Annotated in this window: 10 protein-coding genes; 2 read left to right on the top strand and 8 right to left on the bottom strand. The window is 74.8% G+C overall.

Translation table 11 applies throughout. From position 1 onward, the window contains the following. Positions 1 to 2: 2 nt before the first annotated feature. Positions 3 to 755, top strand: coding sequence for an SDR family NAD(P)-dependent oxidoreductase (locus HF577_RS17755; protein ID WP_169396994.1), 753 nt, complete (start codon positions 3 to 5; stop codon positions 753 to 755). Here HF577_RS17755 and HF577_RS17750 read toward each other — a convergent pair. The 8 genes from HF577_RS17750 to hutH form a co-directional block, all read right to left on the bottom strand. Next, positions 746 to 3,484 (bottom strand): molybdopterin-dependent oxidoreductase, encoded by a 2,739-nt coding sequence (locus HF577_RS17750; RefSeq protein ID WP_169396993.1) that lies wholly within the window; start codon positions 3,482 to 3,484, stop codon positions 746 to 748. The two genes, HF577_RS17755 and HF577_RS17750, sit on opposite strands and share 10 nt — an antisense overlap. Beyond that, on the bottom strand, positions 3,484 to 4,326 hold the full coding sequence (locus tag HF577_RS17745; RefSeq protein ID WP_312859206.1) for an FAD binding domain-containing protein: 843 nt from the start codon (positions 4,324 to 4,326) through the stop codon (positions 3,484 to 3,486). Before HF577_RS17745 ends, HF577_RS17750 begins: the two co-directional genes overlap by 1 nt. Before the next feature lie 184 nt (positions 4,327 to 4,510). Next, positions 4,511 to 5,089: a hypothetical protein gene (locus tag HF577_RS17740; protein ID WP_169396991.1), complete on the bottom strand. Its 579-nt coding sequence runs from the start codon at positions 5,087 to 5,089 to the stop codon at positions 4,511 to 4,513. A 168-nt stretch (positions 5,090 to 5,257) separates the two neighbouring features. Then, positions 5,258 to 6,442, bottom strand: coding sequence for an imidazolonepropionase (hutI, locus tag HF577_RS17735; protein WP_169396990.1), 1,185 nt, complete (start codon positions 6,440 to 6,442; stop codon positions 5,258 to 5,260). Then, positions 6,439 to 7,809 carry a formimidoylglutamate deiminase gene (locus HF577_RS17730; RefSeq protein WP_312859205.1) on the bottom strand — a complete coding sequence of 457 codons (1,371 nt, stop codon included), beginning with the start codon at positions 7,807 to 7,809 and terminating at the stop codon, positions 6,439 to 6,441. The genes hutI and HF577_RS17730 overlap by 4 nt, the downstream gene beginning before the upstream one ends. Next, the gene (locus HF577_RS17725) at positions 7,806 to 9,107 is read right to left on the bottom strand and encodes an allantoate amidohydrolase (RefSeq protein WP_169396989.1); all 1,302 of its coding nucleotides are present in this window, start codon (positions 9,105 to 9,107) and stop codon (positions 7,806 to 7,808) included. Before HF577_RS17725 ends, HF577_RS17730 begins: the two co-directional genes overlap by 4 nt. Then, entirely contained in the window at positions 9,104 to 10,762 is a 1,659-nt protein-coding gene (gene hutU, locus HF577_RS17720; RefSeq protein ID WP_169396988.1) for a urocanate hydratase, read from the bottom strand. The genes HF577_RS17725 and hutU overlap by 4 nt, the downstream gene beginning before the upstream one ends. Before the next feature lie 34 nt (positions 10,763 to 10,796). After that, positions 10,797 to 12,335 (bottom strand): histidine ammonia-lyase, encoded by a 1,539-nt coding sequence (hutH, locus tag HF577_RS17715; RefSeq protein WP_169396987.1) that lies wholly within the window; start codon positions 12,333 to 12,335, stop codon positions 10,797 to 10,799. Between the two features lie 89 nt (positions 12,336 to 12,424). On the opposite strand from hutH, the gene HF577_RS17710 reads away from it, so the two are divergent. Next, on the top strand, positions 12,425 to 13,077 hold a 653-nt coding region (locus tag HF577_RS17710), incomplete at its 3' end, for an IclR family transcriptional regulator (RefSeq protein ID WP_312859204.1).

Genomic DNA, 13,077 nt, shown 5'->3' with positions numbered 1-13,077 from the left:
GGATGACCTCGCTGCCCCGCAACGCCGTGGTAACCGGTGCCTCGTCCGGAATCGGGGCCGCGGTGGCGGAGCGCCTCGCCCACCACGGCTGCCGGCTGTTGCTCGTGGGCCGGGACCGGGCCCGGCTCGACGCCGTCGCCCTCCGCTGCGGGGGCCGCGCGCTGGTGGCGGACCTGCGGGACCCCGCCGGGGTCGCGGCCGTGTCCGACGCCGCGGACGGCTGGGCGCAGCTGCTGGTCCACGGCGCCGGGGTCGGCGCTGCCGGCCCGCTGGCCGACACCCCCGCCGAGGTCGTCGACGAGCTGCTGACCGTCAACCTCGTCGCTCCCGTGCAGCTCACCCGGGCCCTGGTGCCGACGCTGCGCACCGCCCGCGGCCACGTGGTGTTCGTCGCCTCCGTCGCGGCGATCGGGGTGGCGTACGAGGCCGCGTACTCGGCCACCAAGGCAGGCCTGCGCGGGTTCGCCGACGCACTGCGCGTGGAGTCGGACATCGGCGTCACCACCGTCCTGCCCGGCGCCGTCACGACCCCGTACTACGAGCGGCGCGGGCAGCCCTACCACCGGCGCTTCCCGCGTCCGGTCAGTCCGGAGCGGGTGGCCGGCGCGCTGGTCGACGCGGTGCGTCGCGACCGGGCCGAGGTGTTCGTGCCGCGCTGGCTCACCGTCGGCGCGCGCGTGCACGGCGTCGCGCCTGCCGCTTTCGCGCACCTGTCACGGCGGATGGACCGGCGACCGGACGCGGGTCACGGCTGACCCTCGGCCGCCTCACCCACGGCGTCCCCGTAGGTCAGCCACACCCTGTCGCGGGTGAACGGGAGCCGGGTGAAGCGGACGCCGGTCGCGTCCCGCAGCGCGTTGGCCAGCGCCGGTGCGACGGGGATGAAGGGGCTCTCGCTCATCGACTTCGCCCCGAGCGGGCCCATCGCGTCGGCGGTGCGGGAGAAGTGGACCTCCGTGCGCGGCACGTCGGCGAAGGCGGGCAGGTGGTAGCGGCGGAAGTCCGGGGTGCTGACCTGCCCGTTCTCCTCGATCCGGACCTGCTCGTACAGGGCGGCGCCGAGGGCCTGGGCGACCCCGCCCTCCACCTGGCCGCGCAGCTGGAGCGGGTTCATGACGACGCCGGCGTCGGCGGCGTGGACGCTGCGCAGGATCCGGATCTCCCCGGTGTCCGGGTCGACCGCGACGCGGAACCACTGCGCGTTGAAGGCCACCGAGCGCGGGGTGCCGTCCGAGTGGCCGTCCGCGGCCGGTTCGTGCCCGGTGTCGCGCATCGCCGCCCACAGCTTCGTCAACGGCAGCCGCTGGCCCCCGCAGTTCACGGCGTCCGGCTCCAGGTGGCACCGGCCCGGGTCGGTTCCGGTGCAGGCGGCCGCACCGGCGAGCAGCGCCGCCCGCAGGGCCTCGGCCGCGCGCAGCACCGCCTTGCCCCCGACGACGATGCCCGCGGAGGCGAAGACACCCGTGTCGTGGCCGACGACGTCGGTGTCGGCCTGCCGGACGCCGATGTGGTCCACCGTGGTGCCCAGGGTGGCGGCCGCGATCTGGCTGTGCACGGTGGCGAGGCCGTTGCCGAACTCGACGCTGCCGACGGCCAGGTCGTAACGGCCGTCCTCCAGCAGCGTGAGTCGGGCGTCGGCGAAGTGGCCACCGGGGGGCCCGGTGGCGATCATGGACAGCGCCATGCCGTGCCCGACCAGCCAGCCATCGGGTGCCGGCGCGCCTGCCGTGTCGTCGGCGGCGGCGTCCCGGACGACCGAGAGGCACTGGTCGAGCCCGTAGCTGCCCATCTCCAGGTCCTGTTTCGGGCCGCCGGGATCGACCACGGGATCACCCGGGGCGATGATGTTGCGTTCGCGGAACGCGGCCGGCTCGATGCCCAGCCGCCGCGCCAGCTCGTCCAGCGCCGACTCCACGGCGAACGTCACCTGGCTGAGCCCGTAGCCGCGGAACGCACCGGAGGGGACGGTGGTGGTGTAGACGGCGAAGCCGTCCACCCTGCGGTTCGGGCAGCGGTAGAGCGCCAGTGGCTCCGAACAGCTGTGGAACAGCACCGACGGCGAGTGGTTGCCGTGGGCGCCCGCGTCCGCGACGACCCGCAGCGCCATGCCGGTGAGCGTGCCGTCGCGGCGCCCGCCCACCGTCATGCGGACGGAGAAGGGGTGGCGGGTGGTGGACGCGGTGAACTGCTCGTCGCGGGTGTACTCGAGCTTCACCGGACCGCCGGTGTGCAGCGCGGCGAGCACCACGACGTCCTCCACCAGCATCTCCTGCTTCCCGCCGAAGCCGCCGCCGACGCGCCCGGCGACCACGCGCAGCCGGTCCTCCGGCAGGTCGAACAGGTCGCACAGGACCCGGCGGGTCAGGAACGGCGTCTGCGTGCTGCTGCGAACGGTGAGCCTGCCGTCCTCCTCGAACCAGGCGACGGCTCCGTGGGTCTCCAGGTGCGCCGGCTGCACCCGCTGCGAGCCGAAGGTCCCCTCGTAGACCACGTCGGCCTGCGCGAACGCCTGCTCGACGTCGCCGATCTCCTCGTGCATCTCGCCGACGACGTTGTCCTGCGGCCGGGCGATCCGGGTCTCCGGGCCCTTCCCCGGGTGGATGACGGGCGCGCCCGGCGACATGGCCCGCTCCGGGTCGGTCACGGCGGGCAGCACCTCGTAGTCCACGCGGACCCGGCGGCAGCCCTCAGCGGCCGCGGCTTCGGTCTCGGCCACCACCACGGCGACGCGCTGCCCGATGTGGCGAACCACGTCGTCCACCACCCGGGTGTCGGCGGGGTCCTCCTCCGGGTGCTCGTGGCGAGCCGAGGAGAACAGGCCGGTCGGGGCGTCATGGCGGGTGAGGACGGCGACCACCCCCGGCACCGCCATGGCCGGCCCCGTGTCGATGCCGGCGATCCGCGCGTGGGCGTGCGGGGAGCGCAGGAGCTTGATGTGGCGCAGCCCAGGAACCTCGACGTCGAACGTGTAGCGGGCGGTCCCGGTGACGATCTGTGGCCCGGCTGGGGCGGCCACGCTGCAGCCCACGGCCTGCCCCGGGGCGGGCTCGTCGACACGCCGGACCCCACGCACGGCGTCCTCGATCGCGCGGTAGCCGGTGCAGCGGCACAGGTTGCCCTTGAACGCGCGCGGCAGGTCGTCCAGCTGTTCCTCGTCCAGGGCCGCGGTGGTCATGATGAACCCGGCCGTGCAGAACCCGCACTGGAAGCCCTGCGCGTCCAGGAACCGTTGCTGCACCGGGTGCAGCTCGCCGCCGGCTGCCAGCCCCTCGATCGTGGTGACCTCGCGTCCCTGCGCGCGGTGTGCCGGGTAGACGCAGCTGTGCACCGGCTCCCCGTCGACGTGCACGGTGCAGGCGCCGCAGTCCCCCGCGTCGCAGCCCTTCTTCACCCCGAACCAGCCGCGCTCCCGCAGGTAGGTTCGCAGGCACTGGCCCGGCCGGGGCCGCTCCGCGAACTCGTGCCCGTTCACCACTACGGCCATCAGCGGGTCCCCTCCTCCAGCTCGCGGCGGATCTCCTCGGCCAGCCGCCGCGTCATGTGCCGCCGCCAGGCCGGTAGCCCGTGGACGTCGTCGACGTAGGCCTGCGCCGGGATCGCCTCCGCCACGGCGGCGGCGAGGGTGCCCGCGTCCGGAACCCGGCCGAAGCGCAGCTGCACCGGCCGGACCGTCGACGCGGTGACGGTGAGGGTGAGCGAGCCCTCGAGCGGGTCGAGCCGCCCGATGAGCAGGGCCCCGGACCGCCCGACGGGATACAGCGAGGCCTGGCGGAACGCCGTCGTGCTCCGCAGCGCGGAGGTCGGCAGGGTCACCGACCGGAGGAGCTCTCCGTCCGACAGCACCGTGGTGCCCACCCCGGTGACGACGTCGGCGACCGGCACGAACCGCCGGGCACCGTCGGGTGCGACCAGGGTGGCGGTGCCCTCCAGCGCCGCGGTCAGGGAGATCATCGGGCCCGCGGGCAGCGCGTTGCAGATGTTGCCGCCCACCGTGGCCATCGTCCAGATCTTGAACGAGGCGACGAACGAGTGGCAGCACTGCTCGACCAGGGACGGGCCCGTCGCCGGCCGGACCGCGGTCCACCCGGCGGGCGGGACGAACCGCGCCAGCTCGGCGACGGTGCACGTCGCCGCGATCTCCAGGCCACGGTCCGTCACCTCCAGCGGAGCCCACCCCATGTCGCTCAGGTCCAGCAGCCGGGTGAGGTGCGGCTGCGGCTCGGAGAACAGGAACGTCCCGCCCGCCAGCCACGCATCACCCGGTCGCCACCCGTCGAGCTCCCGGGCGCTCCGGATCTCCGTCACCGTGTCCAGGTCCACACCCACCACCATCCACCTGCCGGTCGATGCCGGCGCTGACGGCACACACCGGGGACGAGCCCGACGGCGGTGTGGAGGCAGGTCGCAGTGCGTGTTCCGACGATCTGAGCAGGTCGGCCTCCGCGGGTCGCCGACCCGTGATGCGCATCTCACATCCGGTGACCCCGGGTGAGAGGTCAGCGCTCCCGGGTCACGGCTTGGTGCGGAAGGCGAAGCCGTTCTTGTCGCAACCGATCGACCCGCTGCCGTACGCGCCGGTGTCGGCCAGGCAGTTCCACCCCTGCACGTTGAGGACGTGCGCCGTGCCCTGCGACTTCGTCGGGGCCTCCTGGTAGTACTCGGTGATGACGTCGATCGCCTCGGTGCACCCGACGATGCCGGCCGAGGTCTCCTCGGCGATCAGGTCCACCTGCTTGCCGCCCTTGGGGCCGACCTTGCCGCAGTTCACCGCGTCGCCGCTGGACCCGGAGTAGGACTTCGTCCCGCTGTCGTAGCCACTCGGCGCGGGAGCCGCAGCGGCCTTGGGGGCCTTCGCGGTGGAGTGGTGGGTGGCCGGCGCGCCCTGCTCCACCACGGTCACCGGCGGCGCCAGCGGCACCAGCCCGGACGTGTCCTGGGCCGCCGGGACCTGCGCGGCCGGGACCTGGGCGGACGGCACGTTGGCGGCGGCCGGGGTGACGGAGACTCCGGGCACCGAACAGGCCGAGACCAGGCCGATCGCGGCGAACATCAGGCCGACGGTGAACCGCCGAGCAGCGTGCGGACCCATGGGAACTCCTCGTGATCAGGTCGAGAACACGGGCCTCCGCGGGATCGCGGCCGGTCGCCGTGCACCGACGGGCGCGCCTTGTCGCAGCGCCCGGTGGTGATCACGTGAGGGTGGTTCCGGCGGTTCACAGGATTCTCAGGGTTTCCCGGAACGCCTGATCCAGGTCGATCAGGTGACGTCGAGCGTGCCGGCGAGCGGGACACCGGGCCGATATGCCAGATACCGGTAGGACGGCGCGTCGAGCACGGCCAGGTCGGCGCGGGCACCGACACCCAGGTGGCCGACGTCGTCGCGGCGCAGCGCCGCCGCGCCACCGGCGGTGGCCGCCAGTACGGCCTCCGCCGGGGTCATCGCCATCTCCCGGACCGCCAGCGCCACGCACAGCGCCATGGACGAGGAGAAGCACGTGCCGGGGTTGCAGTCGGTGGCCAGCGCGACGGTGACACCGGCGTCGAGCAGGCGGCGGGCGTCGGGGTAGGGCTGGCGGGTCGAGAACTCGACGCCGGGGAGCAGCGTCGCGACCGTGATGCCCGACGCGAGGGCCGCGACGTCGGCCCCGGTCAGGTGGGTGCAGTGGTCGACGCTGGCGGCGCCCAGCTCCACCGCGAGCTGCACGCCCGGCCCCGGGCCCAGCTGGTTGCCGTGCACCCGCAGGCCGAGCCCGGCGTCCCGGCCGGCCGTCAGCACCGCGCGGGAGGCCGCGCCGTCGAAGGCGTGCGGTGACGCGGGTTCGCAGAACACGTCGATCCAGCGCGCGTGCGGGGCACAGGCCGCCAGCATCGGACCGGTGACCAGCGCGACGTACTCGTCGACCCGGCCCGCGTACTCCGCGGGCACGACGTGCGCGCCGAGGAAGGTCGTCTCGTCGGTGACCTCCCGGGCGAGCCGCAGGGCGCGCTCCTCGTCGGCCACGGTCAGCCCGTACCCGCTCTTGATCTCGACGGTGGTCGTGCCCTGGGCGCGCATCTCCGCGACGAGCCCCCGCAGGCGCGCGCGCAGCTGATCCTCGTCCGCCTCGCGGGTGGCCCGGACGGTCGAGGCGATCCCACCGCCGTCGTACGGGACACCGGACATCCGGGCCTCGAACTCCGCGGAGCGCTCCCCGCCGAACACGAGGTGGGCATGGCTGTCGACGAACCCGGGCAGCACGGCCCGGCTGCCGACGTCGACGCGCTCGTCCGCGGCGGGAGCCGCGACGGCCGGGCCGACCCAGGCCACCGCACCGCCCTGCACCACGAGAGCGGCATCGGGCACGAGCCCGAGTGGACCGGCTCCGAGCGACGGATCGTTGGTGACGAGCTCACCCACGCCGGTGATCAACGTTGCGCCATGGGCCACCGCGCCGGTGTTCATCCCGTACTCCAGAGGGGCTCGATCGCTTTGCGGAGAAGTGCGCCGACGTCGCCGAGGCGGTGGACGCCACCCGTCACGACCGGCACGCCGTCGACCACCACGGTGTCGACGTCCCCAGCGCCGGCCACCAGCACCACCTGCTCGGGAGCGGCTCCCGCGGTGCGGGGACCGTCGAGGCGCACGGCGACCAGGTCGGCCAGCTGCCCCGGGGCGATCCGGCCGGCGTCCGGCCGGCCGAGGCAGGCGTGACCCGCCGCGGTGAGGGCGTCGACCAGCTCGGCGGGCGGGAACCGGCCCCGCTCCCCGCGCGCGAGCCGCTCGTGCGACTCCACCAGCCGGGCCTCGGCCAGCAGATCGGTGCTGACGTGCTGGTCGCTGCCCACCGCCAGCGGCGAGCCGGCGTCGCGGAGCGCCCGGAACGAGCCGATCCCGTCGGCGAGGTCCGCCTCGGTGCTCGGGCACGCGCAGACGGTGGTGCGCGAGCCGCCGAGCAGCGCGATGTCCCGCCCGGTCAGGTGGGTGGCGTGGACGGCCGTCGTGGCGGCACCGAGCACGCCGTGCCCGGCGAGCAGCTGCGTGGGCGTGGCGCCGTAGAACGCCTGGCACGCCGCGTTCTCCCCGGGCTGCTCGGACAGGTGCACGTGCAGCGGGCGGTCGGCGGCGGCCGCCACGACGAGCGGCAGCTGCGCCGCGGGGACCGCGCGGACCGAGTGGATCGCGGCGCCGATGCGCACCGCGCCGTCGGCGAGCGGGGCGCCGTCGGCGAGCCCGGCGAGCCGGGCGGCCCAGCCGGCCGCGTCCCCGTCGGAGAACCGGGCCTGCACCTCGTCAGGCGCGGTGTGGCCGGCGTCGTCCAGCCCCCCGGACAGGTAGCAGGTGTCGAGCAGCGTGAGCCGCACACCGGCCTCGGCGGCCGCCCGGATCAGCGCGTGCCCCATCTCGTTCGGATCGGCGTACGGCACACCGCCCGGGCCGTGGTGCAGGTAGTGGAACTCGCCGACGGCGGTGACGCCGGCCAGCGCCATCTCCGCGTACGCCGCCCGGGCCAGCGCGAGGTAGGAGTCCGGGTCCAGCCGGGCCGCGACGGCGTACATCCGCCTGCGCCACGTCCAGAACGTGCCGCCCCGGTCGTGGGTGCGGCCGCGCAGGGCCCGGTGGAAGGCGTGGCTGTGGGCGTTGGCGAACCCGGGCAGCACGAGACCGGGCAGCCGCCCGTCGCCCGGTTCGGGCGCCACCCCGGTCTCGACCGCGGCGATCCGGCCGTCGGCGACGGCGATGCGGACCCGGGGCACCGGACCCGGTGCGAGCCAGGCCAGCTCGCACCAGAACGACCGCCCCAGCGGGGGCCGGGTCGACGGTGGGGTCACCCCAGCTCCTCCACGACCCGGGCGAGGGCCGCGACGCCGCGGTGGCAGTCATCGGTCTCGGCGTGCTCGTGCGGCGAGTGGGACACGCCCGTCGGGTTGCGCACGAACAGCATCGCCGTGGGCACACCGGCGGCGGAGAGGATCCCGGCGTCGTGGCCCGCCCCGGTCGGCAGCACTGGCGCGGGCCGCCCGGCGTCGCCGAACAGGACCTCACCGAGCAGGACGGCGAGCCGGTCACGCAGGACCACGTCGAAGTCCGTCGCCGGGGTGAAGGACTCCTCCAGCGGGTCGGCTCCGGCCGCCGCGCCGACCGCTGCGACCACCGACCGCACGCCGCGCTCCGCAGGCCCGCGCGCGTCCAGCCACGCCGTGACGGCCGACGGGATGGCGTTCACCCCGTTCGGTTCCACCCGCAGCTTGCCGATCGTGGCCAGGGCCTCGTGCCGTTCCGCCGCACTCCGTGCGGTGGCCACCGCCGCGGCCAGCGCGAGCATCGGGTCGTCGCGGTCGGCCAGCCGGGTGGTGCCGGCGTGGTCGGCGCGGCCGCGCAGGTCGAGCCGCCACCGCCCGTGCGGCCAGATCGCGCTCGCCACGCCGACGGCGGCACCCTCGCCGTGCTCCGCGTCGACCAGGCCCTTGCCCTGCTCGACGTGCAGCTCGACGAAGGTCCCGATGCGGCGCAGCGTCTCGGCGTCGGGGCCGACCTGGTGCGGGTCGTGGCCGCCGGCGGCCATCGCCTCGGCCATGGTGGTGCCGTCCGCGTCGGTGAGCGAGCGGGCGCGGTCGGGCGGGAGCGCCCCGGTGATGATCCGGCTCCCGGCGCACGCCACCCCGAACCGCGCGCCCTCCTCGTCGGAGAAGACGGCGACGCCCAGCGGCCGCCGCGGTCGCCGGCCCGCGGCGCGCAGCACGTCCAGAGCCGCCAGCGCCGACACCACCCCGAGCGGACCGTCGAACGCCCCGCCGTCGGGCACCGAGTCGAGGTGGCTGCCGACCACCAGCCCGGGCCCGTCGGCGTCGGGATCGCCCCACCACGCCCAGAGGTTCCCCGCCCGGTCGGAGGTGACGTCGAGCCCGCGCCGCTGCGCCGCACCCACGAACCACTCCCGCAGCGCCGCGTCCGCCGCTGTCCACGCGAAGCGCCGGTACCCGCCGGTCCGCGCGTGGCGCCCGACCGGCGCGAGCTCGCCCCAGAGGGCGTCGAAGGCGGCCGCCCCCGTTGCAGCAAAGCCACTTTCATGCCATCTCGTTGCCGCAACGTGGCTTTGCTGCAACCCGGGTGGGGGCTGGGCGGTCATGCGTGTTCCTGCATCGGGACGCGCAGGTGGTGGGTCTGGGCCACCTCGGCGGCCGTCTCGTACCCGGCGTCGACGTGGCGCAGCACCCCGCTGGCCGGGTCGTTGGTGAGAACGCGCTCGATCTTGCGGGCGGCGAGCTCGGTGCCGTCGGCCACGGTGACCTGCCCGGCGTGCAGCGACCGCCCGATCCCGACGCCACCGCCGTGGTGGATCGACACCCAGCTCGCCCCGGACGCGGTGGTGACCAGCGCGTTGAGCAGTGGCCAGTCGGCGATCGCGTCGGAGCCGTCGGCCATCGCCTCGGTCTCCCGGTAGGGCGAGGCCACGGAGCCCGTGTCCAGGTGGTCGCGGCCGATCACGACGGGCGCCGACAGCGCGCCCGAGGCGACCATGTCGTTGAACCGCAGCCCGGCGCGGTCGCGCTCCCCCTGCCCGAGCCAGCAGATCCGGGCCGGCAGCCCCTGGAACGCCACCCGCTCGCGTGCCGCCCGGATCCAGCGGTGCAGCCGGTCGTCGTCGGGGAACAGCTCCAGCACGGCCTCGTCGGTGGCGTGGATGTCGGCCGGGTCGCCCGACAGCGCGGCCCACCGGAACGGCCCCTTCCCCTCGCAGAACAGGGGCCGGATGTAGGCCGGGACGAACCCGGGGAACGCGAACGCGCGCTCGTAGCCGCCCTGGCGGGCCTCGTCACGCAACGAGTTGCCGTAGTCGAACACCTCGGCACCCGCGTCCAGGAACCCCACCATCGCCTCGACGTGGCGGGCCATCGACTCGCGCGCCCGCTCGGTGAACTCCTCCGGCTTCGCGGCCGCGTACTCCGGCCAGTCCTCGAGGTCGACACCGTCGGGCAGGTAGGACAGCGGGTCGTGGGCCGAGGTCTGGTCGGTGACGACGTCCACCTCGACGCCGCGGCGCAGCAGTTCCGGCAGCACCGCGGCGCAGTTGCCGACCAACCCGACCGACCACGCCCTGCGTTCCCGGCGGGCCGCCTCGCAGCGGGCCACCGCGTCGTCGAGGCCGGTGGCCAGCTCGTCGAGGTAGCGGTGCTCCACCCGCCTGCGCAGCCGGGCCGCGTCGACGTCGACGACCAGGCAGACCCCGCCGTTGAGGGTGACGGCCAGCGGCTGCGCACCACCCATGCCCCCGCAGCCCCCGGTGACGGTGAGCGTGCCGGCCAACGTGCCGCCGAACCGCTTGGCGGCCACGGCGGCGAACGTCTCGTAGGTGCCCTGCAGGATGCCCTGGGTGCCGATGTAGATCCACGACCCCGCCGTCATCTGCCCGTACATGGTGAGGCCGAGCCGTTCCAGCCGCCGGAACTCCGGCCAGGTGGCCCAGTCGCCGACGAGGTTCGAGTTGGCGATCAGCACCCGCGGCGCCCACTCGTGGGTGCGCAGCACCCCGACCGGACGGCCGGACTGCACCAGCATCGTCTCGTCGTCGGCCAGCGTCGTGAGCGTGCGCACCATGGCGTCGAAGGACGCCCAGTCCCGCGCCGCGCGGCCGGTGCCGCCGTAGACGACGAGATCGTCGGGCCGCTCGGCCACCTCCGGGTCGAGGTTGTTGCAGAGCATCCGCAGCGGCGCCTCGGTCTGCCAGGAGCGTGCGGTCAGGGTCGTGCCGCGGGCGGCTCGGACGGGACGGGTGCCTTCCATGGCGGGCCTCCTTCGGGCCTCGGACGAGCTTCGGTCAGTGCAGGGGTCCGGTGACCGTCTCCGCTGCCGCCACGGCGGCACCGGACGCGACCAGCTCCACCGCCGCCTCGATCTCCGGGGCCAGGTAGCGGTCGGGGCCCGGCCCGGGAACCTGCTCACGCACCAGGTCACGCACCGCCCCGGTCGCCGCCGCGGGCACCAGCGGAGCCCGCAGATCCAGCGCCCGCGCCGCCGTCAGCAGCTCGACCCCCAGCACCCGGGCCAACCCGTCGATCCCCCGACGCAGCTTCCGTGCCGCCGCCCATCCCATCGAGACGTGGTCCTCCTGCATCGCACTCGTCGGAATCGAGTCCACCGACGCGGGAACCGCCAGCCGCTTCAGCTCCGCCACCACCGAAGCCTGCATGTACTGCGCGATCATGTGTCCCGAGTCCACGCCGGGATCATCGGCGAGGAACGCCGGCAACCCCTGACTGCGCGCCACATCCAGGAACCGGTCCGTCCGCCGCTCACTCATCGACGCCAGATCCGCCACCGCGATCGCCAGGAAATCCAGCACGTAACCCAGCGGCGCGCCATGGAAGTTGCCGTTGCTCTCCAGCCGCCCGTCCACCGTGACCACCGGGTTGTCGACCGCGGCGGACAGCTCACGACCGGCCACCGACTCCGCGTGGGCCACGGTGTCGCGGGCGGCACCGTGCACCTGCGGTGCACATCGCAACGAGTACGCATCCTGCACGCGCGTGCATTCCGGCGTCCGGTGGCTCGCCATGACCGCGGAACCCGCCAGCAGCACCCGCATGTTCGACGCCGACGCCGCCTGCCCGGGATGGGGACGCAGCGCCTGCAGATCCGCAGCGAACACCGCATCCGTGCCCAGCAGGGCCTCCACGCTCATCGCCGCCGCGAGGTCGGCGCTGCGCAACAGCCGTCGCAGGTCATGGCAGGCCAGCACCAGCATCCCCAGCATGCCGTCGGTGCCGTTGATCAGCGCCAGACCTTCCTTCTCCTCCAGGACGACCGGCGTGATCCCCGCCGCGGCCAACGCCTGCGCGGCGGGCACCAGCTCACCCGACCCGTCGCGGACCGTGCCCTCGCCCATGGCGGCCAGCGCGCAGTGCGCGAGCGGCGCGAGGTCACCCGAACACCCCAGCGACCCGTACTCGTGCACGACGGGCGTGATCCCGGCGGACAGCATCGCGGCGTACACGCGCGCGGTCTCCACCCGCACGCCCGTGCGGCCCGTCGCCAGCGTGGAGAGCCGCAGCACCATCAGGGCCCGCACGACCTCGCGCTCCACCTCCGGCCCCGACCCCGCCGCGTGCGACCGCACCAGGCTGCGCTGCAGCGCAGCCCGCCGATCCAGCGGAATGTGCCGCGTGGCCAACGCCCCGAACCCCGTCGACACCCCGTAGTGCGGCCGGACGTCCTCCGCCAGCGACTCGACGATCTTGCGGCTGGCGGCGATCTCGTTCTCCGCGTCGGCGGAGAGGACGACCCCCGCCCCCTCCCGGGCCACGGCGAGGACGTCTTCGGGCGATAACGGAGCGATTCCGACGGTGACTGCATGCATCACTGCATGGGACACCCGCCCCCGGTCCGGCCACCACAGGCCGTCGGCGAACTCTGTCCGGGATGCCGGACAGTTGCTAGCGTCCTCGGGTGCCCGGCCATCCACTGAAGGTGCCCGCGGCGCACCAGGTGCTGGCCGTTCTGGGCTACCTCGCCCGGCAGGCCGGTCCCGTGCCCGCGGCGGCGATCACCCGCGACCTGGAGCTCCCCCGGTCCACCACGTACCAGCTGCTCACCACGCTGGCCGAGAGCGGGTACGTCGTGCACCTGGCGGACGAACGGCGCTACAGCCTCGGGGTGGCCGCCTACGAGCTCGGCACCGGCTACGTGCGCCAGGCGCCGCTGCAGCGCATCGCGCGGGTGCCGCTCGGCCGGCTCGTGGACCGGACGGGCGACACCGCGCACCTGGCCGTCCTGCACGGCCGGGAGGTCGTCTACGTCATCGAGGAGCGCGCCCCCGGCCGGCCACCCCTGGTCACCGACGTCGGGGTGCGGCTGCCCGCCCACCTCACCGCCAGCGGCCGGGCGATGCTCGCCGCGCTGCCCGCAGCGCAGATCCGGGCGCTCTTCCCGCAGCCCGACGCGTTCGTCACGCGCAACGACAGCGGTCCCCGGTCGCTCTCCGCGCTCCGCAGGCTGCTCGTGGAGACCCGCCGCCGCGGCTATGCCGTCGAGGACGGCGAGGTGACGCCCGGCTTCGTCTCCGTGGCCGTGGCCGTGCTCGACCACGCCCGCTACCCGAT

The organism is Pseudonocardia xinjiangensis (assembly GCF_012911925.1).
Lineage (GTDB): Bacteria > Actinomycetota > Actinomycetes > Mycobacteriales > Pseudonocardiaceae > Pseudonocardia > Pseudonocardia xinjiangensis.
This window is presented reverse-complemented; position numbering and strand designations above follow the sequence as displayed.

What these genes read in the sequence shown, in the direction of transcription:
- HF577_RS17755 (WP_169396994.1), top strand. Translation starts at nt 3, where the DNA reads ATGACCTCGCTGCCCCGCAACGCCGTGGTAACCGGTGCCTCGTCCGGA.
- HF577_RS17750 (WP_169396993.1), bottom strand. Translation starts at nt 3,484, where the DNA reads ATGGCCGTAGTGGTGAACGGGCACGAGTTCGCGGAGCGGCCCCGGCCG.
- HF577_RS17740 (WP_169396991.1), bottom strand. Translation starts at nt 5,089, where the DNA reads ATGGGTCCGCACGCTGCTCGGCGGTTCACCGTCGGCCTGATGTTCGCC.
- hutI (WP_169396990.1), bottom strand. Translation starts at nt 6,442, where the DNA reads ATGAACACCGGCGCGGTGGCCCATGGCGCAACGTTGATCACCGGCGTG.
- HF577_RS17725 (WP_169396989.1), bottom strand. Translation starts at nt 9,107, where the DNA reads ATGACCGCCCAGCCCCCACCCGGGTTGCAGCAAAGCCACGTTGCGGCA.
- hutU (WP_169396988.1), bottom strand. Translation starts at nt 10,762, where the DNA reads ATGGAAGGCACCCGTCCCGTCCGAGCCGCCCGCGGCACGACCCTGACC.
- hutH (WP_169396987.1), bottom strand. Translation starts at nt 12,335, where the DNA reads ATGCATGCAGTCACCGTCGGAATCGCTCCGTTATCGCCCGAAGACGTC.